23 protein-coding genes are annotated in these 26,910 nt (G+C 69.5%); 7 read left to right on the top strand and 16 right to left on the bottom strand.

Annotated features, from left to right (window positions below; genetic code table 11):
* Window positions 1–13 precede the first annotated feature (13 nt).
* The 6 genes from ACFYPC_RS06250 to ACFYPC_RS06225 all read right to left on the bottom strand — a co-directional run bounded on the left by ACFYPC_RS06250 (window position 14) and on the right by ACFYPC_RS06225 (window position 7,160).
* Window positions 14–742 (bottom strand): SDR family NAD(P)-dependent oxidoreductase, encoded by a 729-nt coding sequence (locus tag ACFYPC_RS06250; protein WP_388671553.1) that lies wholly within the window; start codon window positions 740–742, stop codon window positions 14–16.
* A gap of 147 nt (window positions 743–889) precedes the next feature.
* A complete protein-coding gene (locus tag ACFYPC_RS06245) occupies window positions 890–3,103 on the bottom strand; it encodes a 3-hydroxyacyl-CoA dehydrogenase NAD-binding domain-containing protein (protein WP_388671550.1) in 2,214 nt (737 codons plus the stop codon).
* 31 nt (window positions 3,104–3,134) lie between these two features.
* Window positions 3,135–4,349: an acetyl-CoA C-acetyltransferase gene (locus tag ACFYPC_RS06240; RefSeq protein WP_388671547.1), complete on the bottom strand. Its 1,215-nt coding sequence runs from the start codon at window positions 4,347–4,349 to the stop codon at window positions 3,135–3,137.
* Window positions 4,350–4,370: 21 nt separating this feature from the next.
* Window positions 4,371–5,513 carry an acyl-CoA dehydrogenase family protein gene (locus ACFYPC_RS06235; protein ID WP_388671544.1) on the bottom strand — a complete coding sequence of 381 codons (1,143 nt, stop codon included), beginning with the start codon at window positions 5,511–5,513 and terminating at the stop codon, window positions 4,371–4,373.
* On the bottom strand, window positions 5,510–6,649 hold the full coding sequence (locus tag ACFYPC_RS06230; RefSeq protein ID WP_388671541.1) for a CaiB/BaiF CoA transferase family protein: 1,140 nt from the start codon (window positions 6,647–6,649) through the stop codon (window positions 5,510–5,512). Before ACFYPC_RS06230 ends, ACFYPC_RS06235 begins: the two co-directional genes overlap by 4 nt.
* Before the next feature lie 130 nt (window positions 6,650–6,779).
* Window positions 6,780–7,160: an MmcQ/YjbR family DNA-binding protein gene (locus ACFYPC_RS06225; RefSeq protein ID WP_388671538.1), complete on the bottom strand. Its 381-nt coding sequence runs from the start codon at window positions 7,158–7,160 to the stop codon at window positions 6,780–6,782.
* Window positions 7,161–7,277: 117 nt separating this feature from the next.
* Between ACFYPC_RS06225 and ACFYPC_RS06220 the strand changes: the two genes are divergently transcribed.
* Window positions 7,278–8,567, top strand: a complete 1,290-nt coding sequence (locus ACFYPC_RS06220) for a saccharopine dehydrogenase family protein (RefSeq protein ID WP_388671535.1) — start codon at window positions 7,278–7,280, stop codon at window positions 8,565–8,567.
* A 39-nt stretch (window positions 8,568–8,606) separates the two neighbouring features.
* Here ACFYPC_RS06220 and mmpA read toward each other — a convergent pair whose 3' ends face one another.
* The 4 genes from mmpA to ACFYPC_RS06200 form a co-directional block, all read right to left on the bottom strand.
* Window positions 8,607–8,753: a morphogenic membrane protein MmpA gene (gene mmpA, locus ACFYPC_RS06215; RefSeq protein ID WP_388671532.1), complete on the bottom strand. Its 147-nt coding sequence runs from the start codon at window positions 8,751–8,753 to the stop codon at window positions 8,607–8,609.
* An 83-nt stretch (window positions 8,754–8,836) separates the two neighbouring features.
* Complete coding sequence (locus ACFYPC_RS06210) at window positions 8,837–9,526, bottom strand: endonuclease V (protein WP_388671529.1); 690 nt, start codon at window positions 9,524–9,526, stop codon at window positions 8,837–8,839.
* A 261-nt stretch (window positions 9,527–9,787) separates the two neighbouring features.
* Window positions 9,788–10,117, bottom strand: coding sequence for a plasmid stabilization protein (locus tag ACFYPC_RS06205; RefSeq protein WP_388671526.1), 330 nt, complete (start codon window positions 10,115–10,117; stop codon window positions 9,788–9,790).
* Between the two features lie 107 nt (window positions 10,118–10,224).
* Window positions 10,225–11,331, bottom strand: a complete 1,107-nt coding sequence (locus ACFYPC_RS06200; RefSeq protein WP_388671523.1) for a WD40/YVTN/BNR-like repeat-containing protein — start codon at window positions 11,329–11,331, stop codon at window positions 10,225–10,227.
* 258 nt (window positions 11,332–11,589) lie between these two features.
* On the opposite strand from ACFYPC_RS06200, the gene ACFYPC_RS06195 reads away from it, so the two are divergent.
* A complete protein-coding gene (locus ACFYPC_RS06195; RefSeq protein ID WP_388671520.1) occupies window positions 11,590–12,006 on the top strand; it encodes an SsgA family sporulation/cell division regulator in 417 nt (138 codons plus the stop codon).
* Window positions 12,007–12,214: 208 nt separating this feature from the next.
* Here ACFYPC_RS06195 and ACFYPC_RS06190 read toward each other — a convergent pair whose 3' ends face one another.
* Window positions 12,215–12,895 (bottom strand): GPP34 family phosphoprotein, encoded by a 681-nt coding sequence (locus ACFYPC_RS06190; protein WP_388672032.1) that lies wholly within the window; start codon window positions 12,893–12,895, stop codon window positions 12,215–12,217.
* Window positions 12,896–13,256: 361 nt separating this feature from the next.
* Here ACFYPC_RS06190 and ACFYPC_RS06185 point away from each other — a divergent pair, with 361 nt between their 5' ends.
* From ACFYPC_RS06185 to ACFYPC_RS06175, 3 genes are all read left to right on the top strand, one after another.
* Window positions 13,257–14,891, top strand: coding sequence for an ABC-F family ATP-binding cassette domain-containing protein (locus ACFYPC_RS06185; RefSeq protein ID WP_388671517.1), 1,635 nt, complete (start codon window positions 13,257–13,259; stop codon window positions 14,889–14,891).
* 152 nt (window positions 14,892–15,043) lie between these two features.
* A complete protein-coding gene (gene ddaH, locus ACFYPC_RS06180) occupies window positions 15,044–15,820 on the top strand; it encodes a dimethylargininase (RefSeq protein ID WP_388671514.1) in 777 nt (258 codons plus the stop codon).
* A gap of 226 nt (window positions 15,821–16,046) precedes the next feature.
* Entirely contained in the window at window positions 16,047–17,024 is a 978-nt protein-coding gene (locus ACFYPC_RS06175; RefSeq protein WP_388671511.1) for an acyl-ACP desaturase, read from the top strand.
* 191 nt (window positions 17,025–17,215) lie between these two features.
* On the opposite strand, the gene ACFYPC_RS06170 is transcribed toward ACFYPC_RS06175, so the two are convergent.
* The 4 genes from ACFYPC_RS06170 to ACFYPC_RS06155 all read right to left on the bottom strand — a co-directional run bounded on the left by ACFYPC_RS06170 (window position 17,216) and on the right by ACFYPC_RS06155 (window position 20,867).
* Window positions 17,216–17,533 (bottom strand): WhiB family transcriptional regulator, encoded by a 318-nt coding sequence (locus ACFYPC_RS06170; protein WP_388671508.1) that lies wholly within the window; start codon window positions 17,531–17,533, stop codon window positions 17,216–17,218.
* 186 nt (window positions 17,534–17,719) lie between these two features.
* Window positions 17,720–18,511 (bottom strand): VOC family protein, encoded by a 792-nt coding sequence (locus tag ACFYPC_RS06165; RefSeq protein WP_388671505.1) that lies wholly within the window; start codon window positions 18,509–18,511, stop codon window positions 17,720–17,722.
* A 169-nt stretch (window positions 18,512–18,680) separates the two neighbouring features.
* Window positions 18,681–19,727, bottom strand: a complete 1,047-nt coding sequence (locus ACFYPC_RS06160) for a LacI family DNA-binding transcriptional regulator (RefSeq protein ID WP_388671502.1) — start codon at window positions 19,725–19,727, stop codon at window positions 18,681–18,683.
* Between the two features lie 186 nt (window positions 19,728–19,913).
* Complete coding sequence (locus ACFYPC_RS06155; protein WP_388671498.1) at window positions 19,914–20,867, bottom strand: multicopper oxidase domain-containing protein; 954 nt, start codon at window positions 20,865–20,867, stop codon at window positions 19,914–19,916.
* Between the two features lie 184 nt (window positions 20,868–21,051).
* Between ACFYPC_RS06155 and ACFYPC_RS06150 the strand changes: the two genes are divergently transcribed.
* The gene (locus ACFYPC_RS06150; RefSeq protein ID WP_388671495.1) at window positions 21,052–23,571 is read left to right on the top strand and encodes a ThuA domain-containing protein; all 2,520 of its coding nucleotides are present in this window, start codon (window positions 21,052–21,054) and stop codon (window positions 23,569–23,571) included.
* Window positions 23,571–25,787 (top strand): OmpL47-type beta-barrel domain-containing protein, encoded by a 2,217-nt coding sequence (locus ACFYPC_RS06145; protein WP_388671492.1) that lies wholly within the window; start codon window positions 23,571–23,573, stop codon window positions 25,785–25,787. The genes ACFYPC_RS06150 and ACFYPC_RS06145 overlap by 1 nt, the downstream gene beginning before the upstream one ends.
* Window positions 25,788–25,826: 39 nt before the next feature.
* Here the strand turns inward: ACFYPC_RS06145 and ligD are convergent, their stop codons facing one another.
* Complete coding sequence (gene ligD / locus ACFYPC_RS06140) at window positions 25,827–26,843, bottom strand: non-homologous end-joining DNA ligase (protein WP_388671489.1); 1,017 nt, start codon at window positions 26,841–26,843, stop codon at window positions 25,827–25,829.
* Window positions 26,844–26,910: the final 67 nt, after the last annotated feature.

Below are 26,910 nucleotides of genomic sequence, written 5' to 3'. Positions count from 1 at the left end.
GCTCTCCAAGCGGCTACAAGTAGGCGGACCCGCCCGCCACGTTGAGGGTCTGTCCGGTGACGAAGCCGCTGCCCTCGTCGACGACGTACAGCAAGGTCGAGACCAGATCGGAGGGCTCGTGGGTCCTGGGGATGGCTTGCTGGGCGCTTATGTGCTCGAAGCCGCCTTCCGCGCCGACGGTGCGCCCGGCGCCGACGGTGCGCACCATGCTCGGCGGCGCGATGGCGTTGACGGTGATGCCTGACGGGCCGAGCGCGGCGGCCAGTGAACGCGTGAAGCCGATCAGGCCCGCCTGCGAGGAGACATACGCGACCATCGCCGGCGGCGCGGTGAGGACGGCCGCCGACACGATGTTCACGATCCGGCCCCAGCCGGCCGCCTTCAGATACGGCAGTACGGCACGGGTCAGCAGGAACGGCGCCTCCAGGTTGACCCGCATGACGCGCCGCCATTCGTCGGGCGTGATGTCCTCGAAGGCCGACTCCGGGTGCACACCGGCGTTGTTGACGAGGACGTGCAGTGTCCCGAACTGGTCGATGACCCGCTCCAGCGCGGCCCCGATCTGTTCCTCGTCGGTGACGTCGGCGATCAACTCCACGTAGTCCAGCACCCGTTCGGCCGTCTCCGGCTGCGGGACGAGATCGATCCCCGCGACTCGGTATCCGCGCCCGGCGAGCGCGACGGCGAACTCCAGCCCGAGGCCCTGTGCCGCTCCGGTCACCAGGGCGGTACGTGTCTCCATGGGGCGAGTGTGATGAACCGTCAGACGCTCGGCAAGGGCGCATCCCACTCGCCGGAACGGCCCCGTCGGTGCGACGGGGATGACGGAGACCGGTTCACGGTCAGCGCCGGTCCCCGTCATCCCCGTCATCGCCGTCGTCAGCTGTCGTCAGCTGTCGCGGAACCGCTCCCCCTTCTCCGCCGTCTCGACCAGCAGGGCCGGAGGCGTGAACCGCTCACCGTAGCGCTCGGCGAGTTCACGCGCGCGTGCCACGAAAGCGGGCAGGCCCGCGGCCACGCCGGTACGGGAACCTTCCCCGGCGCCTCCCTCGTACCCGTTGATGTACTGCAGGACACCGCCGGTCCAGCCCGGGAAGCCGATCCCGAAGATGGACCCGATGTTGGCGTCCGCGACGGACGTCAGGACGCCCTCCTCAAGGAGCCGGACGGTGTCCAGCGCCTCGGAGAAGAGCATGCGCTCCTGCATGTCCCTGAAGGGGATCTCGCTGCCCGGCTTGGTGAAGTGCTCGCGCAGCCCCGGCCACAGCTTGCCGCGGCTGCCGTCGTCGCCGTACTCGTAGAAGCCCGCGCCGCCGCTGCGGCCCGTGCGGCCGAACTCGTCGACCATGCGGTCGATGACGGCCTCGGCCGGGTGCGTCTCCCAGGTGCCGCCCGCCTCCTCGACGGCCTGCTGGGACTCCTTGCGGATCTTGCGCGGCAGGGTGAGCGTCAACTCGTCCATGAGGGACAGCACCTTGGCCGGGTAGCCCGCCTGGGCGGCCGCCTGCTCGACGGACGCGGGCTCGATGCCCTCGCCGACCATCGCGACGCCCTCGTTGAGGAACTGCCCGATGACGCGTGAGGTGAAGAAGCCGCGCGAGTCGTTGACGACGATCGGGGTCTTGTTGATCTGGCGTACGAGATCGAAGGCGCGGGCCAGAGCCTCGTCGCCGCTCCGCTCGCCCTTGATGATCTCGACGAGCGGCATCTTGTCGACCGGCGAGAAGAAGTGCAGCCCGATGAAGTCGCTCTGCCGCTCGACGCCCTCGGCGAGCACGGTGATCGGCAAGGTCGAGGTGTTGGAGCAGAGCAGCGCGTCGGGCTCGACCAGGTGCTGGATCTCCTGGAACACCTTGTGCTTGAGCGACGTGTCCTCGAAGACGGCCTCGATCACGGCGTCGCAGCCGGCCACGTCCTGGGGGTCCGCCGTGGGCGTGATGCGGGCGAGCAGCGCGTCGGCCTTCTGCTGCGTCGTACGTCCCCTGGAGACGGCCTTCGCGCAGAGCTTCTCGGAGTACGCCTTGCCCTTGGCCGCCGCCTCGGCGGACACGTCCTTGAGGACGACGTCGATGCCCGCGCGAGCGCACGAGTACGCGATGCCCGCGCCCATCATCCCGGCGCCGAGGACGGCGACCTTGCGGACCTGGCGCGGTGCGATGCCCTTGGGGCGGTTGGCGCCGGAGTTGACCGCCTGGAGGTCGAAGAAGAACGCCTGGATCATGTTCTTGGCGGTCTGCCCGGTGACCAACTCGGTGAAGTAGCGCGCCTCGATGACCAGCGCGGTCTCGAAGTCGACCTGTGAGCCCTCCACGGCGGCCGCGAGGATGTTGCGCGGGGCCGGGTAGGGGGCGCCGTTCAGCTGCTTCTTCAGGTTGGCCGGGAACGCGGGCAGGTTGGCGGCGAACCTCGGGTTCGACGGCGTACCGCCCGGGATCCGGTAGCCCGGCTTGTCCCACGGCTGCTGCGACTCGGGGTTGGCGTCGATGAAGGCGCGCGCCTTGGCGAGCAACTCCTCGGTCGTGGCCGCCACTTCGTGCACGAGTCCGTTCTCCAGCGCCCGCTGCGCGGAGTACTGGGTGCCCTGGAGCAGGACCTTCAACAGCGCGTCCGCGATGCCCATCAGCCGGACGGTGCGGGCGACGCCGCCGCCCGCCGGGAGCAGACCGAGGGTGACCTCGGGCAGGCCGATCTTGGTGCCGGGGGCGTCGAGGGCGACGCGGTGGTGGGAGGCGAGGGCGATCTCGTAACCGCCGCCGAGAGCCGCGCCGTTGATGGCGGCCACGACCGGCTTGCCGAGGGTCTCGATGCGACGCAGGGCGGACTTGATGCCGGTGCCGATCTCGAACGCCTGCTGGGCGTTCTCCGGACCGACCCCCATCATCTCCTTGAGGTCGCCGCCCGCGAAGAAGGTCTTCTTGGCGGAGGTGTAGATGATGCCGCGGATCGAGTCCTTCTCGGCCTCGGCGCGTTCGGCGATCGCCGCGATCGAGGCCTGGAAGGCCTGGTTCATGGTGTTGGCGGACTGGTTGGGGTCGTCCAGGACGAGGGTGACGACGCCGGTCTCGTCCTGTTCCCAGCGGATGGTGGTGGGCTGAGTGCTCATCAGGGTTGCTCCGTTGATCCGTTGGGAAAGTTCAGACGCGCTCGACGATCGTGGCGATACCCATGCCGCCGCCCACGCACAGGGTGGCGAGGCCGTAGCGCTTGTCCTGGCGCTCCAGCTCGTCGACGAGCGTGCCGAGGATCATGGCGCCGGTGGCGCCGAGCGGGTGGCCAAGCGCGATCGCGCCGCCGTTGACGTTGACCTTGTCCAGGGACAGGCCCATGTCCTTGACGAAGCGCAGGACGACGGCCGCGAAGGCCTCGTTGATCTCGACGAGGTCGATGTCGTCGATGGTCAGACCCGCCTTGGCGAGTGCCTTGCGGGTCGCGGGAGCGGGTCCGGTGAGCATGATGGTGGGTTCGGAGCCGGAGACGGCCGCGGAGACGATCCGCGCGCGCGGGGCGAGGCCGTAGCGCTCGCCGACCTCCTTCGAGCCGACGGCGACCAGCGAGGCGCCGTCCACGATGCCGGAGGAGTTGCCCGCGTGGTGGACGTGGTCGATCGCCTCCACCCAGTGGTACTTCTGCAGCGCCACGGCGTCGAAGCCGCCCAGGTCGCCGATGTCGGCGAACGACGGCTTCAGCCGGGCGAGCGAGTCGGCGGTCGTGCCGGGGCGCAGGTGCTCGTCGTGGTCGAGGACGACGAGGCCGCTGCGGTCCTTCACGGGGACGACGGACCTCTCGAAGCGCCCGTCCTTCCACGCGGCGGCCGCCCGCTCCTGGGACAGGGCGGCGTACTCGTCGACATCGCGGCGCGTGAAGCCCTCGATGGTGGCGATGAGGTCGGCGCCGATGCCCTGCGGTACGAAGTTGGTGGCCAGGTTGGTCATCGGGTCGGCGAACCAGGCGCCGCCGTCCGAGGCCATCGGCACGCGCGACATCGACTCGACGCCGCCCGCGAGCACCAGGTCCTCCCAACCCGAACGGACCTTCATCGCGGCCAGGTTGACGGCTTCCAGGCCCGAGGCACAGAAGCGGTTCTCCTGCACTCCGGCGACCGTGTCGGGGAGTCCGGCGGCGATCGCGGCGATCCGGGCGATGTCGGAGCCCTGGTCGCCGACCGGACCCACCACACCGAGCACGATGTCGTCGATCGCGGCCGGGTCGAGGCCGGGGAAGCGGCGCTGGACCTCGTGGATGAGCCCGACGACGAGGTCGATGGGCTTGGTGGCGTGCAGGGCGCCGTTCGCCTTGCCGCGCCCGCGCGGGGTGCGGATCGCGTCGTACACGTACGCTTCGGTGCTCACTGATCAAGCCTTTCAGGAGGGTTAGCCAAGGAGGGAACGGCCGATGATCTCCTTCATGATCTCGGTGGTCCCGCCGTAGATGGTCTGGATACGGCCGTCGGTGAAGGCCCTGGCCACGCGGTACTCGGTCATGTAGCCGTAGCCGCCGTGCAGTTGAAGGCAGCGGTCCGCGACCCGCTTCTGCAGCTCGGTGGCCCACCACTTGGCCATCGAGGCGTGTACGGCGTCGAGTTCCCCGTTCGAGTGATCGACGATGCAGCGGTCGAGGAAGGTCCGGGTGACGGCGCATTCGGTGGCCATCTCGGCTATCTCGAAGCGGATGTGCTGGAGCTTGGACAGCGGCCGTCCGAAGGCCTCGCGCTCCTTGACGTACTCCGTGGTGATTTCGAGCAGGTACTCGGCGGCGGCGATCCCGGCGACCGCGATGCCGATGCGCTCCTGCGCGAGGTTGGTCATCAGATGGACGAAGGCGCCGTTCAGCTCGCCGAGCAGGTTCTCCTTGGGCACCTTGACTTCGTTGAAGAACAACTCGGCCGTGTCCTGGGCCTTCTGGCCGATCTTGTCGAGGTTGCGCCCGCGCTCGAAGCCCGCCATGCCTCGCTCTACGACGAGCAGGGACAGCCCCTTCGCCCCGCCTTCGGGCGTCGTCCTCGCCACCACGATCACCAGATCGGCGAGGATCCCGTTCGAGATGAAGGTCTTGGAGCCGTTGAGCAGCCAGTGGTCGCCCCGGTCCTCGGCGCGCGTCGTGATGCCCTGGAGGTCGGATCCGGCGCCGGGTTCGGTCATGGCGATCGCCGTGATCAGCGAGCCGTCGCAGAACCCGGGCAGCCAGCGCCGCTTCTGCTCCTCGGTGGCGAGGCCCGTCAGATACGGCCCGATGATGTCGTTGTGCAGTCCGAGCGCGATTCCGGCGGCCCCCGCGCGCGTGAACTCCTCGGCCAGTACGGCGCTGTAGCGGAAGTCGGTGTTGCCGCCGCCCCCGTACTCCTCAGGCACCGCAAACCCGAGCAGCCCCTGTTTTCCGGCCGCCCGCCAGGCGTCGCGCGAGACGATGCCGTCCTTCTCCCACTGCTCGTAGTACGGCAGCACCTCCTTGGCGAGGAAGGTGCGCACCGTCTCGCGGAAGGCGTCGTGCTCGGGCGCGAAGATCTGCCGCTTCATTCGGGACCGCCCTTCAGAAGGTCGGGGACGTCCCAGTCGTGGGCCACCTCCGCCGTGTCGGCACCCGGCTGGGCGGGGCCGCCGCGGACGGAGGTGTGGGTGACGGAGAAGCGGGGCGCGGGGGCGGGCTGAGTGATGCCGCCGTGGTCGGTGAAGGTGCCGCGGGCGGCCAGGTGCGGGTGAGCAGGGGCCTCGCGCAGCGAGAGGACCGGCGCCACGCAGGCGTCGGAACCCTCGAAGACGGCCGTCCACTCGTCCCTCGTACGGGTCTTGAAGCCGGCCGCGACCGTCTCGCGCAGTTCGCCCCAGCGCGACACGTCCTTGCGGGCCGGTGCATCGTCCTCGATGCCGAGCAGGTGCACGAACTCGTCGTAGAACTGCTGCTCCAGAGGGCCCACCGCCATGTACTGCCCGTCGGACGTCTCGTACGTCCCGTAGTACGGGCAGCCGCCGTCCAGCAGGTTGGCGCCCCGCCGGTCCTGCCAGCTCCCGGCGGCGAGCATGCCGTGGATCATCGCGGAGAGGTGCGCGGTGCCGTCGACGATGGCCGCGTCCACGACCTGTCCGGCGCCGGTCGCGCGCGCGTGGTGAAGGGCTGCGAGGACGCCGACGACGAGGTAGAGCGAGCCGCCCGCGAAGTCGCCGAGGAGGTTCGCGGGGGCCACCGGCGGTTCGTCCGGCTTGCCGATCATCCCGAGCGTGCCGGTCAGGGCGATGTACGCGATGTCGTGCCCGGCGCGCTGGGCCAGCGGGCCGTCCTGTCCCCAGCCGGTCATCCGTCCGTAGACGAGCCGGGGGTTGCGGGCGTGGCAGGCCGCGGGCCCCACGCCGAGGCGTTCGGCGACGCCGGGGCGGTAGCCCTCGACGAGGATGTCGGCGCGCTCGACCAGGCCGAGGACGCGGGCGGGCCCGTCCTGCGCCTTGAGGTCGATCACGACCGAGCGCTTGTTGCGGTTGGTGACGTCGTACTCGGGATTGATCGCGAGCCCGGCGCCACCGGGGCGGTCCACGCGGACCACGTCGGCGCCGAGGTCGGCAAGGAGCATCGCGGCGAACGGGCCGGGACCGATCCCCGCCAGTTCGACAACGCGCACTCCGGCGAGCGGGCCCTGCCCTGCCGTACCCGTCACTGCCATCAAGCCCCCAGCTCTGTGACACTACTGATGTGACATCAGTGATGTTAAGAACGTGTTCCACATCGGGCAAGCCCTCAACGAGCAAGCGCTTAGTTAAATTCCCGGGACGCCGTCGCCCGAACGGGACCCCTCAGCGGGCGTCCAGTTCCGTGACCAGCTTCTTCGGCGCGATCACGCGATAGCTCTCCTCGACCCAGTCGCAGAGCAGCTCCGCGGCCGGAGCCCCTCGCTCCTCCAGGGGTATGCGCACCCAGCCGGATCTGCCGAGGCCGTAACCGGCGGGCTCGGCGCCGGGCGAGGTCAGGGCGTGGGCGTGCGCCTCCTCGTCCTTGAGCTTCAGCGTGACGCCCAGCGGGTAGCTGCCGTCGTCCATGCCGAGGAAGACGAACACCTTCTTGTTGACCTTGGCGACGGACTCCCCCCAGGGGAACTCCTCGGTGGCGCCAGGCAGCCCGAGGGCGAACTCGCGGATCTTCTCCCAGTTTTTCAGGGCGCTCTTCGGCACGGCCACGGCGACCTCCGACCTTCTCGTCCGACCTCGTTGTCCGGCTGCTCGTACCTCACGCTAGCCTCAGCCACCGACAACGGCGCTTCGCGCACGGCTGCGCGGTGGAGGAGCAGGAGTGTCATGAGCAGGCCGAACGGGACGGATCGCGCGGATCGCACGGAGCGCGCGTACGACATCGTGCTCTTCGGAGCCACCGGGTTCGTCGGGGAACTCACCGCGGAGTACCTCGCCTCGCACGCGCCCAAGGGGCTGCGGTGGGCGATCGCGGGGCGGAGCCAGGAGAAACTGGAGCGGCTGCGTGAGCGGCTGGCCGGCGCTCCCTATACGCCCGGCACCCCCGGCACTCCCTATAAGCCCGGCACCCCCGACGACCACGCTGTGCCCGGCACCCCCGACGACCCCGCTCCGCCTGACGCCCCCGACGTCATTCGCGCGGACGTGTCCGATCCCGGGTCACTGCGTGAACTCGCCCGCCACGCGCGCGTGGTGGCCACTACGGTCGGGCCGTACGTCACGTACGGCGAGGAACTGGTGGCCGCCTGCGCCGACGCCGGTACCGACTACGTGGACCTCTCCGGCGAGCCGGAGTTCATCGACCTGACGTACGTCCGGCACGACACGCGCGCGCGGGAGACCGGCGCGCGGCTCGTGCACGCCTGCGGTTTCGACTCGATTCCGCACGACCTGGGCGCGTATTTCACCGTGCGACAGCTTCCCGAGGGCGTTCCGCTGCGGGTCGACGGGTTCGTGCGCGCCCAGGGCATGTTCTCGGGCGGCACGTTCGCCTCGGCGCTCGGCCAGTTCTCACGTGGGCGACAGGTGCTGGCCGCGGCCCGCGACCGCCGTCGGCACGAGCCTCGGCTGGTGGGACGGCGGGCGGCGGCACCACAGAGCGCTCCGCGGTTCGCCAAGGAGATCGGGGCGTGGGCACTGCCGCTCCCCACGATCGACCCTCAGGTGGTGCGACGGTCCGCGCAAGCCCTCGAACGGTACGGGCCCGACTTCCGCTACCGCCACTACGCGGCCGTCGAACGGCTGCCCATCGCGCTGGGCGGCGTCGCCGCGACGGGTGCGCTCTTCGCGGCCGCCCAGCTGCCGCCCGCCCGGCGCTGGCTGTCCGACCGGTTCAAGCCCGGGGAGGGACCGAGCGCGGCGCTGCGTGCGAAGAGCTGGTTCTCGGTGCGGTTCGTGGGCGAGGGCGGCGGGCGACGTGTCTTCACGGAGGTCGCGGGTGGCGACCCCGGCTACGGCGAGACCGCCAAGATGCTCGCGGAGTCCGCGTTGTCGCTGGCCTTCGACGAGCTGCCGGAGACGGCCGGGCAGGTCACGACGGCGGTGGCGATGGGAGACGCGCTGACGGCACGGCTCCGTGCGGCGGGCATCACGTTCCGGGTGGCGGCCACCCTTTAGAGACGTTCCAGGCGCTCAGGCGCTCAGGCGCTCAGGCGCTCAGAACGTCCACCCCGTGACCGTGTAGATCATCCCGCCTATCCAGACCACTCCGGCGATCACGGCGAGGAACAGCGCGGCCGTCACGGCGCGCTCGACGGGCTGGGTGGGGTTGGCTTCGGGCTTCGTGGCGCGGTGCGTCGTCATGGTGCCCAGCCTGCCGATCAAGGTGGTGCGCCCGCATCCGTACTCGTACTCAGAAAACGTACTCAGTCATCGCTGGGCGGCTCTCAGGGAGTCGCCTCCTGGAGCGCCCGTCTGCAGAGGGAGTCCGCGCGCCGAGTGGACTCCGGGAGGCGGTACTTCGGAGTGAGCGCGAGCGTGTGCGCGCACGCGTTGTCGAGGCTCACCCGGTGGCCGACCGACACGAACACCGGCTTCACGCCGTTCTGGGTACGTAGGGCGCGCCCCACCTCTTCCTGGCCCGCGACGAGTGGGGTCACGCTGCCGCGCCGGGCGCCCGGTTCCTCGTAGCTGAAGGTGAACGGGTTCTTGGCGACCCCGATCGTGGGCAGCCCGGTCAGCACGCCGAGGTGGCTGGCGAGGCCGAAGCGGCGCGGGTGGGCCAGGCCGTAGCCGTCGCAGACGACGAGACCCGGTGCGCAGGGCAGGGCGTCGAGTGCGGCCAGGACGGTCGGGATCTCACGGAAGGCGAGGAGCCCGGGAACGTACGGGAAGGAGACCTGGCCGACAGCGGTGACCTCGGCCACGACAGCGAGCGTCGCCGCGTCGAGCACGACGGCCGCGGCCACGACGATGTCCCGCTCGTCGTCGTACGCCACGTCGACGCCCGTCACCCGGCCCGTGCCGGGCGGCGGGCCCGCCTCTCCCAGGACCACCCGACCCCGCAACTCGTCCTGCACGGCGCGCGCTTGCTCCTCGGTGGCGGGCCAGCCCGATGGAATCCTCACGGTCGTCATGGTGGGCACGAGCGTACGACGAGGTAGCGGGCGGGCCGCCAGCGGAGGGGGCCGACAGTCCGGACACGTCCGGTCAGGCCTTCGTCAGCCCTTCAGGGACCGGGCCGGCTCCGCAGGGATGGAGACACCATCGGCCGTCGTCAGCCCTTCAGGGACCGGAGCGACCCGCAGGGTGGGCGGCATCCCGTCCGGCCGTCGTCAGCCCTTCAGGACCGGAGCGACCCGCAGGGGTGGGCGGCATCCGGTCCGCTCCGGTCGTCGTCAGTTCTTGTCGCCCAGCGCGCGCCGCAACTGCTGCTTGTTCATGTCCGAGCGGCCGTGGATGCCACGCCGCTTGGCCTCCTCGTACAGCTGGTCGTACGTGGGCCCCTGGGCGCCCTTGTGCGAGCGCTGACCGCCGCGCTTGGCGGACGACATGTCCTCGACGGAGGTCCGGCTCGCGGTCTTCGACTCGCCGGAACGGGCGCGTTCCTTGTTGACGGTGCGGGCGGCGATCTCCTCGGCGCGCTTCTCGCTCTCTCCCCGGTCGCGGGCGCTCTCCTTGATGTGTTCGTACTGGCGTTCCCGCTTGGGGCTTGAACCGCGTGGCATCACTGATCACTCCCTTTCGGGCTTCTCGGGCTTCTCGGGCTTCGGGGCAGTTCCTTTCACTTTGTTCGCGACCCGAGTACCCCGCATCCGGACGGACACCGCACAGGTCAACGCTCGAGACGGGCCACGCGGCCCTTCTCGCCGGACGCCCAGCAGCCGAGGTCGGGGGCGCAGTCCACGGTGTCGTACGAGCCGGTGTCCAGCGTGCGCCAGGTGCGGCCGCCGTCGGTGGTCAGGTCGGTGCCGGTGGGCCCCACCGCGAGCGCGGACGTACGGCTGTGCGGCAACCAGGTGACGCCGGAGCGGTACGCGGGCGGTGGCTGTGCCGCAGGCTGCCAGGTGCGGCCGCCGTCGGGGGTGACCGCCGCCGCCTGTGGGGAGGTCTGGTCGGGGTTGTAGTCGCCGCCGACCGCGAGGCCGTGGGTGCGGTCCCGGAAGGCCAGGGCGAAGACACCGCGCGCCGAGGTGCCGGCCGGGATGGGCGTGTCCGCCGCGGTCCAGGTCAGGCCACGGTCGGCGGAGTGCAGCACACGCGCGCGTGCCGCCCCACCGGTGGCCAGCCACACATCACTGGGACCCGAACTCACGAGACACTGTCCACCCGCCGCGAAGCCCGCCTCGCCTGCCTGGGCCGCCGGCATGCCCTCGTCGGGCAGCACCTTCCAGGAGCGGCCGCCGTCACTGGTGGAAAGGATGCGGAACCTGCCGTCCACCGGGTCGCTCATCGCCAGGCCGTGGCGGCTGTCGAAGAAGGTGATGCAGTCGTAGAAGGCTCTGGTGTCGGTGTTGCGGAAGGACTCGGTCCAGGTCGCGCCGCCGTCGTCGGTCCTGAACACCCGGGAGGCCTCGCCCTCACCGATGGCCAGGACCACGGCGCGCCTGGCGTCGAAGGCCTCGATGTCGCGGAACTGCAGATCCTGGGTGCCTGGTGGCGAGACGTTCCGCCAGCTCGCGCCGCCGTCACCGGTACGCAGCACGGTGCCGCCGGAACCGGCCAGCCATGCGGTGTTCCTGCTGACGGCCGACAGTCCGCGGAAGCGTACGTCCGTGCCGCTGTCCTTCAGCTCCCAATGGGGCGCCTCGGTCGCCACCCGTGCCGCCTCCTGCGCCTGTGCGGGTGCCGTCAGCGCGGCGGCGAGCGCTCCCGCGCACAGCCCCACGGTGACCATCCGGCTCGTACGTCTCGTCAGTCGCGTCTTTCCCAAGCCCCTCATGGCGGGCGAAGCTAGCCCACTCCCCCAGTGGCGTCCAGATGGCCTCCCCCGGGAACCCCGGGGCCCCCACCGAGTGTCCTCTCTCTTGTCCGGTCTCTTGTCCGGAGAGCACGGGACGAGAAATGGATCACCACAGCGAATGAAAGCGGTGACACAGGTCACTCAGGTTTCATGTGCACGGATTGGCCTGTTCCTTCGTCTCTTCTATTGACCGGCCTCATCCACCCGGAGTTCGTTCAGTCACAAGGGAGCAAGGCGTTGTCCATCGTCATCGAGCAGCCCGTAGAGGCCCGCCTCGTCGCCGCCGCGCCGAGGATGCCGAGTATTCCCGCAACCCTTCACTACGACCGGAGCGATCCCTTCGCCGTCCGCATGACCTTCCCCGCCCCCGCCACGCTGGAGGGTGTGGAGGTGTGCTGGACCTTCGCCCGCGAACTGCTCGCGTCCGGGCTGGAGGACGAGGTGGGCTGTGGGGACGTACGAGTGCGGCCGTACGGCTACGACCGCACCGTTCTGGAGTTCCACGCCCCCGAGGGCACCGCCGTGGTGCATGTGCGCTCGGGTGAGGTGCGGAGCTTCCTGTCGCGTACGACGGAACTCGTGCCCACCGGCCTCGAGCACCTCCAGGTGGACCTGGACCACGACCTAGCGGAGCTCATGCGCGGCCCCTGCTGAGCGGCTCCCCGCCCCTCCTCGACCGACCACAGCCATCAGCGCGTCGAACTCGGCGTGGTCGAGCCCTCGGCCGCCGGGCCGTGGGTTCCCGTGCCCAGCAGCTCCCCACGGCGCGACCGACCACAGCGTGCGCGGCCTGCGCGATGCCCGGTGCCCGGTGCCCGGTACCACGCTGATACGGGCCGCTCCACAGATCTTTCAGCCGCCCTCAGCCGCCCGCCGCCGCCCCGGTCGCCGCCCCCGTGGTCACCGCCACGGTGACCGCGGTACGGACCTCCTGGATGACCTTCTTCAAGGCCGGAGCCGCCGCTCCGCTGCGCTCGGTCAGTTCCTCGATGCGGTCCTTGTGGAGTTTGCGGTCCTTGCCCGGCAGAAGCGTGCGGAGTTCGGCCGCGGCCGCGAGGGCGACGAGAGCCGCGTCGCGGTCGGAGACGTCGGCGACGGGCACAGGGCCCATCAGCACCAGCCGCGCGTCCTCACGCAGTGCGTCCACGGCGGCCACCCGCTCCAGCTCGTACTCCACCGACGGGAACAGCCCGAGCACCCGCTTCTTCTCCGCCCGCAGGTACCCCTCGGCCGCGAGCTGCGCGCGTACGGCATCGAGGGTGACGCGGGCCCGCAACGTCACCCATGCCTTCCACTTCCGCGGCCGGGACTCCTCGACAAGTTCCAGGAGCCCGTCCAGGACCAGGTCCCCCGTGTGGGCGTCGGGGTCGACAGGGGTCGCGATGCCCTCCACATCCGCGAGCAGTCCGCGCTGCGCGAGTTCCGTGAGGGCTCCGGCGCGCACCAGGTGGTGGAGATGGGTCGCGCCGGTGACTTTCAGCCTCGTGGTGTCCCAGGAGAGCAGATAGAGCCGGGCGGGCAGCGAGAGCGAGCCGTCGGGCACGGGGTCTCCTTCGCGTCGTCTGAGGGCCACGCTAATTCCTTTGACACGGGTCAGGGCCGCTCCTACGGTGTGAAGCGGTCCTGTTGCCGTCGAATGGAGAAGGACGTTGCTCGTCTGAGGTCGGAGACACCGCGTCACACACAGCCAGTACATCCTGGCCCGCGTGTGCGCAGCGTGCGACCTCGGCGTACGAGCCGTCCCTCCGGTACAGGGCTTTTTCGCTGCCCTCGGAAGCGGATCCGCCTTCGGAACCGGAACCGGACCCGTCCTGGGAACTGATCCGCCTCGTACCTTGATCGTCTCACCTCGCGGTGTCCTCCACACGTGCCCCCGACCGCACCCGGCAAACCGCGAGGCCACCTTGTCAACCTTCCCCACCTCCGTCACCTGCACCTCCCTCTCCTTCGCCTGGCCTGACGGCACCGCCGTCTTCGACGACCTCCAGGTCGCCTTCGGACCCGGCAGGACCGGGCTCGTCGGGCTCAACGGATCCGGAAAATCGACCCTGTTGAAGCTGATCGCTGGAGAGCTCACCCCGGCCGATGGCACCGTCCGCGTGGCGGGCGAGGTCGGCTACCTGCCGCAGAGCGTCACGCTCGACACCGGTCTGCGTGTCGACGAGGCGCTCGGCGTCGCCGCCACCCGCGCCGCGCTGCACGCCATCGAGGCGGGTGACGCGGCCGAGGAACACTTCGACGTCGTAGGAGACGACTGGGACGTCGAGGAGCGAACGCTCGCGACGCTCGGCGAGCTCGGGCTCGGCCACATCGACCTGGACCGCACCATCGGTGAGGTCTCGGGCGGCGAGTCGGTGCTGCTGCGCCTGGCCGCGCTCCTGCTGCGCCGTCCCGACGTACTCCTGCTGGACGAACCGACCAACAACCTCGACCTGTACGCGCGCCGACGGCTGTACGCGGCCGTCGAGGCCTGGTCCGGCGTCATGGTCGTGGTCAGCCACGACCGTGAACTCCTCGATCTGGTCGACCAGATCGCCGATCTGCGCTCCGGAGAGGTCACCTGGTACGGCGGCAACTTCGCCGCGTACGAGGACGCGCTCGCCGGCGAACAGGACGCGGCCGAACGCATGGTGCGTGTCGCCGAGGCCGACATGAAGAAGCAGAAACGCGAACTGGTGGACGCCCAGGTCACTTTGGCCCGGCGCAAACGGTACGGGCAGAAGATGTTCGACCAGAAGCGCGAGCCGAGGGCTGTCATGCGGGTGCGCAAACGCACGGCGCAGGTGTCCGCCGGCAAGTACCGCATCCTGCACGAGGAGAAGCTCGCCGACGCCAAGGAACGCCTCGACGACGCGGTGGACGCCGTACGGGACGACGACGAGATCCGCGTCGACCTGCCGTACACGGCCGTACCGCCGGGCCGTACCGTACTCACCCTCCTGGACCTGGAGTTGAAGTACGGCGCACGCGTGGACGGCGGTTTCGACCTGCGCGGGCCCGAGCGGATCGCGCTGATCGGGCGCAACGGCGCCGGTAAGACGACGCTGCTGCGCACGATCGCGGGCGAGCTGGACGCCGTGTCCGGTGAGGTGCAGGCCCATGTGCCGCTGCGCTTCCTGCCCCAGCGGCTCGACGTCCTCGAGGACGAGCTGAGCGTCGTGGAGAACGTGGCGCGCTTCGCACCCGCCGCCACCAACAACCGGATCCGGGCGCGGCTGGCCCGCTTCTTGTTCAAGGGGGCGAAGGCCGACCAGCCCGTGGCGACGCTCTCCGGCGGCGAACGCTTCCGCGCGGCGCTCGCCGCGCTGATGCTGGCCGAGCCCGCGCCGCAGCTCCTGATGCTCGACGAGCCGACGAACAACCTCGACATGGCGAGTGTCCGGCAGCTCACCTCCGCTCTGGAGTCGTACGAGGGAGCGCTGATCGTCGCCAGCCACGACATGCCGTTCCTGGAATCGCTCGGAATCACGCGCACATTGCTCTTGGAAGGAGGAGAACTGAAAGAAATCGGTCGGGAAGCTGTCGGGTATCCCTCCTAGCGCCTGGCAGGGCGAATCGCATAGTTTCGGGCACAGGGGTCGCCCGGCGCGGCACCCGGGACCGCCTCGCGTGGGCCTTGGGGGCTTTTGTCGGCGCGCACCGGCGCTGCATGATGTGCGCCGACGCCCCCGGCCGATTCGGAGACCCGCACGTGCCCAGCCAGAAAGCCCTCATACGCCGGCCCAGCCCCCGCCTAGCCGAGGGGCTGGTGACCCACGTCGAGCGCGAGACGGTGGATGTCGGCCTGGCGGTCGAGCAGTGGGAGGCGTATGCGGAGGCACTGCGTACGCACGGCTGGGAGACCGTCGAGGTGGATCCGGCCGACGACTGCCCGGACTCCGTGTTCGTCGAGGACACCGTGGTCGTCTTCCGCAATGTCGCGCTGATCGCCCGCCCCGGCGCCGAGTCCCGGCGCGGCGAGACCGCCGGGGTCGAGGAGGCCGTGGCGCGCCTCGGCTGCTCGGTGAACTGGGTCTGGGAACCGGGCACCATGGACGGCGGTGACATCCTGAAAGTCGGCGACACGGTGTACGTGGGGCGGGGCGGACGCACCAACGCGGCCGGGGTCGAGCAGGTGCGTGCGGCGTTCGAACCTCTCGGCGCCAAGGTCGTCGCCGTACCCGTGAGCAAGGTCCTGCACCTGAAGTCGGCGGTCACGGCGCTGCCGGACGGGACGGTGATCGGCCACCTCCCGGATGTGGACATGCCTTCGCTGTTCCCGCGCTTCCTGCCGGTACCGGAGGAGTCCGGCTCGCACGTCGTCCTGCTCGGCGGCGGAAAGCTGCTGATGGCGTCGAGCGCCCCGAAGACGGCGGAACTGTTCGCGGACCTCGGCCATGAGCCGGTTCTCGTCGACATCAGCGAGTTCGAGAAGCTCGAAGGCTGTGTGACATGCCTCTCGGTCCGACTTCGGGAGCTGTACGTCTGAATGGGTGACCGTGACCCCCGTTCACCCTCGGGACCTGGGCCTCCGGGACAAGCCTCCGGCAACCGCCCAAGGCACTTGATCTAGCTGCAAAACCCTTGCTGATCAGGGGCTCTTTACACCGCGCTTAACCTACGGTTTCGTAACCTACGGATACGTAGCCTACGATGCCGTAGGTTGCCTCCCCCGCTCACTGTTCGCGTACCCGCCCCGTCCCCCTGGAGCACCTGTGACGATCACTTCTCCCCACCTCGCAAGCCCGTCCTCCGACTGGACCGACGCTCGGCTGCTGTTCGCGCTGGAGGAAGTGGTCGAGACGGAGCTCAACCGCCACCTGACGGTGGCGAAGGACTGGATGCCGCACGAGTACGTGCCGTGGAGCGACGCCCGCAACTTCCCCGGCTTCTTCGAGGACGGCGAGGCCTGGGGCAAGGAGCAGTCCAAGGTCACCGAGCTCGGCCGCATCGCACTGGTCGTCAACCTGCTGACCGAGGACAACCTCCCCAGCTACCACCACGAGATCGCCTCGCTCTTCGGCCGTGACGGCGCCTGGGGCACCTGGGTGCACCGCTGGACCGCGGAGGAGGGCCGGCACGGCATCGTGATGCGCGACTACCTGCTCGCCTCGCGCGCGGTCGACCCCGACCAGCTCGAAGCGTTCCGCATGATGCACATGAGTGAGGGCTTCGAGTCGGACAACCGTCACTCGATGCTGCACTCCGTCGCGTACGTCGCCTTCCAGGAGCTGGCGACCCGTGTCTCGCACCGCAACACCGGCCACCAGTCGGGTGACCCGGTCTGCGACCGCATGCTGGCCCGCATCGCGACCGACGAGAACCTGCACATGGTGTTCTACCGGAACCTGCTCAAGGCGGCGTTCGAGCTCGCCCCCGATCTGACCATGCAGGCCGTGCGTGATGTCGTCGTCAACTTCAGGATGCCCGGCCACGGCATGCCCGGCTTCGAGCGTGCCGCCGCGCAGATGGCCATCGGCGAGGTCTACAACATGCGCATCCACCACGACGACGTGCTCCAGCCGGTGCTGCGCCACCTGAAGGTCCTGGACATCGACGGCCTCAACCCGCTGGGCCTGCAGGCCCAGGAGGAGCTCGGCCTCTACATGGGCGGTCTCAACGCGGAGGCCTCGAAGTTCGACGCGAAGCTCGCCGCCCGCAAGGCCCGCATGGCGGCCCGCGCCGCGAGCTGACGCCCCTGTCCTCCGGACAACCTCCGGAGACCGGTGGGACTGCCTCACTCGTACGCCGTCACCTGGACCGACGCCGCATCGCGCACGTCGGGCACCGGGTGGCGGCGCGGTGCTTTCCGCCTGCGAGCAGCAGCCGGCTCGGGGCCGACGCGAACTGACCCACGGGGTCGCATCGTTGGGGCGGCGGGAGGTCAGTTACGGTCGACGCGCCGGAGGCTGAGCCGTTCCTTCTCGGAGAGGCCGCCCCAGACTCCGAAGCGCTCGTCGTTGCTGAGGGCGTACTCAAGACAAGCGGAGCGGATCGCACACATACCGCAGATGCGCTTCGCCTCCCGGACCGAGCTGCCCGGCTCGGGAAAGAAGAACTCGGCCCCCGTCTGGGCGCACAGCGCCTCGTCCTGCCAGTCCTGGTCGGGCGTGGTGTCCAGGTCCGTGCCGGTGTCGGTGTCGGTGTCGGTGTCGGTGTGCATGACGAAGATCGTGCCGCCTGATGAAAAACGTTCAATCAATGGCCGATCAACGCCGTGTCAATCCGGCGGCGTGCGGTCCCGTCCGGTCCCGTCCGCTCCCGTCCGGCGCCATGAGTTCTTGATGATGGCCCGGCCGGCACAGGGCCCGCACGGCGGCGCGCGGCACGGTCGCCGGGTTTTGCGGGCGACCGTGCCGCGCACACCCCCACGCCCTGGGGACAGCCGTCAGCTCTGCTGCGGCACGCTCTTGATCACCGCGAAGCGCGCCCCGTACGGGTCGGCGAGCTTGGCGATACGGCCCACGCCCTCCACGTCCGTGGCCGGCATCCGGACCGTGCCGCCCAGTGCCTGGGTCTTGCTGACCGTGGCGTCGGTGTCGCTGACCTCGAAGTACGGCAGCCAGTACGCGCCCGACTCGGCCTCGATCGGGTCGTCGGCCAGGGCGACGACGCCACCGAACATGTCCTCCTCCCGTGCACCCGACGGGTTGATGCAGGTGTACGTGCCGCCCGGGAAGGGCGTGGCCGAGGTCTCCCAGCCGAACACGGTGTAGTAGAACGCGGCAGCCGCGGGGATGTCCGGGGTGTAGAGCTCGACCCAGGTCAGCGAGCCGGGGACGCCGGCCACGTCGACACCCTTGAGCCGGCCCGGCTGCCAGACACCGAAGGGCACCCCGGCCTCGTCGCCGAGGATCGCCATACGGCCCTCGTCCATCACGTCCATGGGCTGCATCATCACGGAGCCCTTGGCATGCTCTGCCGCCTTGGCCGTGGCCTCCGCGTCGGGGGTCTGGAAGTACACGGTCCAGGAAGGCGGGCCCTGCTCCGGAGTGGTCTGCATACCGCCCGCGGCGGTCTTTCCGGCGAGCTGGAGGAAGCCGTAGCCGCCGGAGTCGGGCCCCGCGGACTGGAACTGCCAGCCGAAGAGGCCTCCGTAGAAGGTGGTGGCGCCGTCGATGTCGGGTGTGCCGAGATCGATCCAGTTCGGAGCGCCGGTGACAAAACGGGTGGTGAGCATGATGCCCTCCTTTGAGGGGTCACATTGCCTGCACCGCCGAGTCTTGCACCGCCCACTGACAATCGCTGGCGGAGCCGCGACCCGATACCTGCGGCTTCTGGTTCGCCTTCTGGTTCGGCTATGTCCACGCCCATGTCTTCAAACTGACGTTCGAGAAGGTGCCGCTTCCCTACGCCGAGGCCCGTCGCACCAACGTCGTCGGCAGCACCACACTGGACGGCGCGCCTCCCGGCCCCTCCTCGCCACCCCGGCGGTCGAGGCCGCGCAGCAGCAGCCGTGCCATCAGGCGGCCCATTTCCTCTATGTCCTGACGGACCGTCGTGAGAGGCGGGTCCGTCTGCTCGGCGACCGGCAGCATGTCGTCGAAGCCGATCACGGCGACGTCCTCGGGCACCCGCCGCCCGTGCTCACGCAGGACGCGCAGCGCGCCGGAGGCCGACAGGTCGTTGGCCACGAACACCGCGTCGATGTCCGGGCGGCGCTCCAGAAGCTCCCGCATCGCGCGCTCGCCGCCCGCGGGGGTGAAGTCACCCTCCGCGATGAGCCGCGGATCGCCGTCGACCATGACGTCCCGGAACCCGTCGAGCCGGTCGACGGCGGACGTCTGGTCGAGGGCGCCGGTGATGTGGGCGATGCGGGTGCGCCCGAGTCCGACGAGGTGACGGACGGCCTCGCGGGCGCCGCCCCGGTTGTCGGAGTCGACATACACGGCGGACGCGGCCTTGCGGGGGCCATCGCCCCAGCCTGGGCGCCCGCCGAAGACGGTGGGTACGCCCGCTCCGTGGATCAGGCCGGGCAGCGGGTCGTCGAGGTGCAGTGAGAAGACGAGCGCGCCGTCGACGTGACCGCCGGCGAGATAGCGACCGACGCGCACGTGGTCGTCGCGGCCCTCCGTGAGCAGCAGCACGAGCTGCGAATCGTGGGCCGTCAACTCCTTGCTGATGCCGCGGAGTTGGAGTCCGAAGAAGGGGTCGGCGAAGACCCTGGTCTCCGGTTCGGCGATCACGACGGCCACCGCGTCATGGCGCCGGGTGACGAGACTGCGCGCAGCCTGGTTGGGGACGTAACCCAGTTCCTCCACGGCCTGCTTGACACGCTCGACGAGCGATTCGCGAACCCCGTCGCCCCCGTTCACGACGCGTGACACGGTGGCTCGGGAGACCCCGGCCCGCGCGGCCACGGCCTCCAACGTGGGACGGGACGCTGTCTCGGTCACCTGTGGGCACCTCCTCGACGGTTGCGGATCAGAATAGCCGCCGCACCGCCGCCCGGGTGAGAGCGCTCTCGTGCACGCGATCCCATCGCACCCGGAGACCGGCCCGGCGGCCAACCACGGCATGACGAGGAGAAGGGCCCCTGTAGGCCGGCCGCCCCGCGTCCCCAGCCTCCCAGGGCCCTACGCCTAGTGCTCGTGTGGTTCGTACCCCGGAATCGTCCCGTCCGTCTTCTTGACCAGGAACAACCCGACCATCCCCATGTCGGAATGACTCTGGACGTGGCAGTGGTACATCCACGCCCCGGCCCCGACCCCCTCCCCCGCGATCACCTGGAAGCCGAACGAGTCGGCGGGCCCGACGATCTTGTTGTCGATGATCTGGCTCGGGTCGTCGGGGCCGGTGAGCGCACCCGTGCGGTTGTCGGCCCAGCGGTGACCGTGCATATGGAAGGTGTGGTAGTACTCGCCGTGGGTGATCATCACGATCTCGACGCGATCGCCCACCGTCGCCTCGAAGTTGGGGCCCGAGTGGGCCGGCTTGTTGTTGATCAGCATGTCGTTGAAGACGATCGTGACGGTCTTGTCGGGGAGGATGTCGCCCTTGCGGCGGACGATCACCGGGCCGTAGAGGCCTTTGCGGATGCCGCCGGTGCCGTGTTCGGTGCCGACCACGTGGTCGTGGTAGTGCCAGTAGCCGGCGCTGCCCGCCCGCCAGGTGCCGTCCGCCCGGCGGCCGGGCGCGTGGGTGCGCCAGGTGTAGGTGCGGGTACCGCCCGGCTCGACGTCGCTCCTGTTCAACTTCGTTCCGTCGCTGGAGATTTCGTAGTCGAGGCCGTGGACGTGCAGGCTCGCCGCGACGTCCATGGTGTTCTCGAACTCGATGTGCAGCGTGTCGCCCTCGTTGAGTTCGATCAGCGGTCCGGGAATCGAGGCCTTGCCCTTTTCGAGGCCGTAGCCCATCTGCCCGTCGGCGAACTTCTCGGCGTACAGCTTGATGTGCCGGACCTCGCCGCCGGCCGGCGCGGTCTTCGCCGGGATGTCCACACTCAGCGCCTGCGTGGCCGACGACAACGATGTCGCTCCGGCCGCGACCGCCGCCCCGCCCAGCAGCATCCGCCGGTTGAAACCGCGTCTGTCCATGGCGAACTCCCCACCCTGCTACGGAATTTACGGAGCCGAACCTGTGAGACGGTAGCCGCGCCGCTCCCGTTTATCCACACTCAGGACAAAGTTCGTTCCATCCCGGTCATACCTATTGGCGAGTCACGAAAAGAGGTCTAGCTTCCTATGCGCTGTCTGTGACCGGCGAGGAGTGGATGACCACATGCGGCTCACATCGCATCAAACACCGACCGTCTTACGAGAGTTGAGCGCGAGAAGACGTGGCAGGCACCGCCGCGCCTGGGCGGCCGCCCTGGCCGCCGGAGCTGTCACCGCCGGAGCGCTGTCCGCGCCTTCCGCGAGTGCACGCCCGGCTCCGGATCCGACCCTGACAACGATGTCCATCACGTCGCCTCCAGGCGGCGCCAACGTACGTGTGCTGCTCTTCCACGGCTCCGCCGCGGCCGGTGACGAGTCGCCGGTCGTCAACGCCGGGATCGAGGCGATCGAGAAGATCGGTCTGTCGGGCCCGACCGCCCAGCGGTTCGCGGTGGAGGCGACGGACGACGCGTCCGTCTTCACCGACGAGACAAAGCTGGGCACCTTCAACGCCATCGCCTTCCTGACGGGCGGCGGGGATGTCCTCGACCCCGAGCAGGAGGCCGGCCTCGAGACCTACATGGAGGCGGGCGGCGGATTCCTCGGCATCCATGACGCGGCCCGCGCCGAGCCCTACTCGGACTGGTTCACCGGACTCGTCGGCGCCCGCCCCGCGAGCACCAGCCCAACCGCCGTACAGCGGGCGACCGTTGAGGTGGGCGACCGGCAGCATCCCGCAGCCAAGGACCTGCCCACCGAGTGGAAGCGCCCCGACCAGTGGCTCAACTGGGTGAAGAACCCGTCGGGCGACGTGCACACCGTGGCCCGGGTGCGCGAGTCGACGTATCAGCCGGGCACGAGCAAGAACGGCGCGGACCACCCGGTGAGCTGGTGCCGTGACTACGACGGTGGGCGGTCCTTCTACACCGGCATGGGCGGCACGGTCTCCTCGTACGACGAGACGGACTTCCGTGCGCATCTGCGTGGCGCCCTGCTCTGGACGACCCGGCTGGCGCAGGCCGACTGCAAGGCGACGATCAACGCCAACTACAAGGCGGAGCGACTGACCCAGCCCAATCAGCCGGGCCAGAACGACCAGATCGGCGAGCCGCACGGTCTGGTGACCGCGCCCGACGGACGGGTGTTCTACATCGGCCGCGGCGGCGCGGACTCCTCCCAGCCCGTGATCACCGACTGGAACAACCCGGACATCGGCAAGGGCAGGGGCGAGATCCACGTCTACGACCCGAAGACCAAGAAGGTCACCCTGGCCGGCGCACTCACCGTGTTCGGCAACAAGGGCGGCGGCGACGAGCTGGTCAAGGTCGAAGAGGGCCTGCTCGGTATCGAGTTGGACCCGGACTTCGCGCGAAACGGCTGGGTGTATCTCCACTACACACCCCACTCCGAGATCAACCGTGACACACGGATGGCCGAGCGCCGGGTCTCCCGCTTCACACTCGATCCCGTCACGAAGAAGCTGGACCTGAGCAGCGAGAAGGTGCTCCTCGACTGGCCGGTGCAGATCCACAGTTGCTGCCACGCGGGCGGCGGGATGGCCTGGGACTCCAAGGGCAACCTCTACATCGCGACCGGCGACAACAACTCCAGTGGCTTCAGCGACGGCTACTCGGGCAACAATCCCCAGCCCAACTACAAGGGCGTCTCGTTCGCGGACGCGCGCCGCACGGCGGGCAACACCAACAACCTCAACGGCAAGATCCTGCGCATCCACCCTGAGCCCGACGGCAGCTACACACTGCCGGTGGGCAATCTCTTCACCGGCGAGGAGACCGACGAGGGCGGCGGCAAGACGCGCGGCGAGATCTATGTGATGGGTGTCAGGAACCCCGCCCGCATCTCCGTCGACAAGAGCACCGACACCCTGTACGCCGGTTGGGTCGGCCCTGACGCGGGCACGCCCTCGACGACCTGGGGTCCTGCCAAGTACGACACTTTCGCCGTCATCACCAAGGCGAGCAACCGGGGTTGGCCCTTCTGCATGGGCAACAAGCAGCCCTACCGCGACCGCAATCTGCCGGATCCGACGCAGCCGCTCGGCTGGTACGACTGCGACCACCCGAAGAACGAGTCCCCGAACAACGACGGTCTCGTCAACATCCCGCCGGTCACCGGCAACAACATCTGGTACTCGCCCCAGGGCGGCGCCCCGGACTTCCCGCGCAACGCCAACGGCATCCCTTCGTACAAGAACGAGGAGGCCACCTATCTGCTGCCGTGGCTGAAGGGCGGCGGCCAGGCGGCGATGAACGGGCCCGTCTACCGGTACGACGCCGCGGTCACCAACGCCGGCCAGTGGCCCGCCTACTGGGACGGCAAGTGGTTCGTCGGTGACTTCTACGACGCCGACCAGCCGCGCAATGCCGTGATCACCGACCCGAGGACCGCCGGCGACGGCGGCCTCCCCATCCACTCCGAGTCCCTGAAGAAGATCGTGCCCATCGGCAACGACGGCATCAAGAACCTCATGGACTGGAAGTTCGGGCCGGACGGCGCGCTGTACGTCCTCGACTACGGCCGCGGCTTCTTCACCTCGGACGCCAAGTCGGCGCTGTGGAAGGTGACTTACACGGGCGGCGGACCGACTCCCGCTGTCGACGAACTCGCCCGGAAGGCGGAGTGATGCGCGCACGAAGGCGAAGAACAGAACGCCTGTGGACGGCCCTGCTGGCGTCCCTGCTGATGGTGCTCGGGCTGACGTCGACGTCCGCGTTCGGGCGTACGGACGACGCTCCCCCGGACACCTCGGCCGCCCAGACCCTCACCTGGACGGCGGGCGACGACATCACCAAGTACACCTCCGCGCCGACGACGGCCGTGGCGGGAGCGACCACGGTCGTCTTCGAGAACAGCGCGGCGACCGGCAACACGACCGGGATGCCGCACACGCTGACGTTCGCGACCTCCGACCCCGAGTTCAACAACGATGTCCAACTCAACATCCTGGCCAACCCGTTCGACGACCAGGGCGGCCGGCACACCGCCGAGGTCACCCTCACGCCCGGCCGGTACTTCTACCACTGCACGATTCCGGGCCATGGATCGATGCAGGGCATCCTCGTGGTCACCGAGGGCGGCGGCGAGGACACGACGGCGCCCGAGACCTCGGCTGCCGTGACCGGGTCGCAGAACTCGCAGGGCGCGTACGTGGGTTCGGCGACGGTCACCGTCAGCGCGACGGACGCGGAGTCCGGTGTCGAGCGTGTCGAGTACGCGCTCGGCGACGCGGAGGCCTGGCAGCCGTACACCACGCCTGTCGTGGTCGACCAGGTCGGTGATCACAAGCTTCGCTACCGTGCGGTCGACAAGGCGGGCAACACGGCGACCGAGAAGAACGTCGCGTTCACGGTGGTGGCGCCGCCGACGGGGGACACGACTCCACCGGAGACCTCGGCGACCGTGAGCGGTGAGCGCGATACCACGGGGGCCTACATCGACATGGCGACCGTCACCGTCTCCGCCTCCGACACCGGTTCCGGCGTCAACACCATCGAGTACGCGGTCGATTCCGGCGTCTGGCAGCCGTACACGGCGCCGGTGATGGTGCACGCGCTCGGCGCGCACCAGGTGCGTTACCGCGCGACCGACAAGGCGGGCAACGCGGCCGCCGAGAAGAGCGTCGGGTTCACCGTGGTGGCGCCGCCCGCATCCGACACGACACCGCCGGTGACCGGGGTGACCGTCGACGGGACGAAGAACTCGAACGGTGCGTACGTGAACAGCGCCAAGGTGACGGTGAGCGCGAGCGACGAGGGCGGTTCGGGGGTCGCCGCGATCGAGTACTCGCTCGACGCCGGGCCCTACCTCACCTACACCGCACCGGTGTCGGTCGACCGCGTCGGTGCGCACACCGTGGCGTACCGGGCGAGCGACAGAGCGGGCAACACCTCCGCCGCGCGCACCGTGAGCTTCACGGTCGCGTCGGGAGGTGGCGTACCCGCGCCCAACTGCCCCGAGTACGACGAACGGTTGACGGTGATCGTCGGCACGGTCGACTCGGGTGTACCGAACCGGGTGACCAACAGCCGTTGCCGTATCAACGAGTTGATCGAGGACGAGAAGGACTGGACCTCCCACGCCCTCTTTCTCAAGCACGTGAAGACCGTCCTGGACATGCTCTTCAAGGAAGGGGTCATCGACCAGCGCGAGTACGACACGGTCACCGAGGCGGCCGAGGAGTCCGGCATCGGCAAGCCGGGCCAGACCGAGGGCTACAGCACGATCTTCGACGGGTCCCCGGAGTCGTTCGCCAAGTGGTCGCAGGTGGGCGGCGGTTCGTTCGGCCTCAACGCCGACGGGTCGATCACCAGCGGCAGCACGGTCCAGGGCCTTGGCATGCTGTGGTTCCCGCAGCGCAAGTACGGCGACTTCTCACTGAAGCTCCAGTGGCGTGACGACGCTCCGGGTACCGGGAACGCCAACTCCGGTGTGTTCGTGCGGTTCCCGTGGGTCCACGACCACCCGGAGGAGTCGCGCCCGGAGTGGGTCGCCATCAAGTACGGGCACGAGGTGCAGGTGTTCGATCGGCCCGACGGCGACATGTACAAGACGGGGTCGGTCTACGGCTTCGACCGAGTCGGCCTCGCCGGTGCGGGTGTCACCCAGAAGGGCACTTGGAACGACTACGAGATCCGGGTGGTCGACCAGCACTACTCGGTGTTCCGCAACGGTGTGCTCATCAACGAGTTCGACAACATCGGCGGTCAGGTGTTCTCCCCGCCGCGCTCGGACGACCCGGGCACGGACGGGCGACGCTTCGCCTCGGGTTATGTCGGGCTTCAGGTGCACGGCACGACGGATGTGGTCTCGTACCGGGACATCCGGATCAAGGAGTTGTAGCCGACACCCCTGAACGGGGAGGCTCACGGGCCTTCCCGTTCAGCCGGCCTCGTGCCTGGCCCGGCTCGGCTGTACCCGCTTGGGCTCGCCCGGCATCTTCGGGTACTCGGGCGGGTAGGGCAGGTCGCCCAGGCCGTGATCCTGCTCGTCGCGGTTGGCGAGTTCAAGCAGGGCTTCCAGCGAGAAGGCGTGGTCGTCCATGTCTGCGTGCACGTCGCCGAGTTCGGCGAAGCGCGCCGGCATGGTCGCGATATCGAAGTCACGGGGCACGGCAGCGTCCACCTCGTCCCAGCGCAGCGGCGCGGAGACGGGGGCGTGCGGGCGGGGTCGTACGGAATAGGCGGAGGCGATGGTCCGGTCGCGGGCGGTCTGGTTGTAGTCGACGAAGATCCGCTCCCCGCGCTCCTCCTTCCACCACTTGGTGGTCACTCCGTCGGGCATCCGGCGTTCCAGTTCACGCCCGGCGGCGATGGCAGCCCGGCGGACCTGCGTGAAGGTCCAGCGCGGCTCGATCGGCACGAAGACGTGCATGCCCCGGCCGCCGGACGTCTTGGGCCAGCCCCGCAGGCCGCCGAACTCGTCGAGGACGGCGCGTAGTTCGTGGGCAGCGCGGACGGCGTCGGCATAGTCCGTGCCGGGCTGCGGGTCGAGGTCGATGCGGAGTTCGTCGGGATGGTCGACGTCGTCACGGCGTACCGGCCACGGATGGAAGGTGAGCGTGCCGAACTGCGCCGCCCACAGGACGGCGGCGGGTTCGGTGGGGCACATCTCGTCGGCGCTGCGGCCACTGGGGAACATGATGTGGGCGGTCGGGATCCAGTCGGGCATGTTCTTGGGCGCCCGCTTCTGGAAGAAGGACTCGCCGGTCACGCCGTCGGGGTACCGCTCCAGCGTGGTGGGGCGATTGCGCAGCGCGCGGAGGATGCCGTCGCCGACGGCGAGGTAGTACCGGGCGAGGTCCAGCTTCGTGAAGCCGCGCTCGGGGAAGAAGATCTTGCCCGGGCTGGAAAGACGTACGGTCCTCCCGGCTGCTTCCAGTTCCACCGCTTCTGCCATGCGAGCCACGGTAGGCCCGAGATGCCCGCCGCGCACACCGGGCGGACGGCACGGGAACCGCGCAGAA

The organism is Streptomyces sp. NPDC005808, assembly GCF_042871385.1.
Taxonomy (GTDB): domain Bacteria; phylum Actinomycetota; class Actinomycetes; order Streptomycetales; family Streptomycetaceae; genus Streptomyces.
Note: the sequence above shows the minus strand (reverse complement) of the source record. Positions and strands in the feature narration are given on the sequence as shown.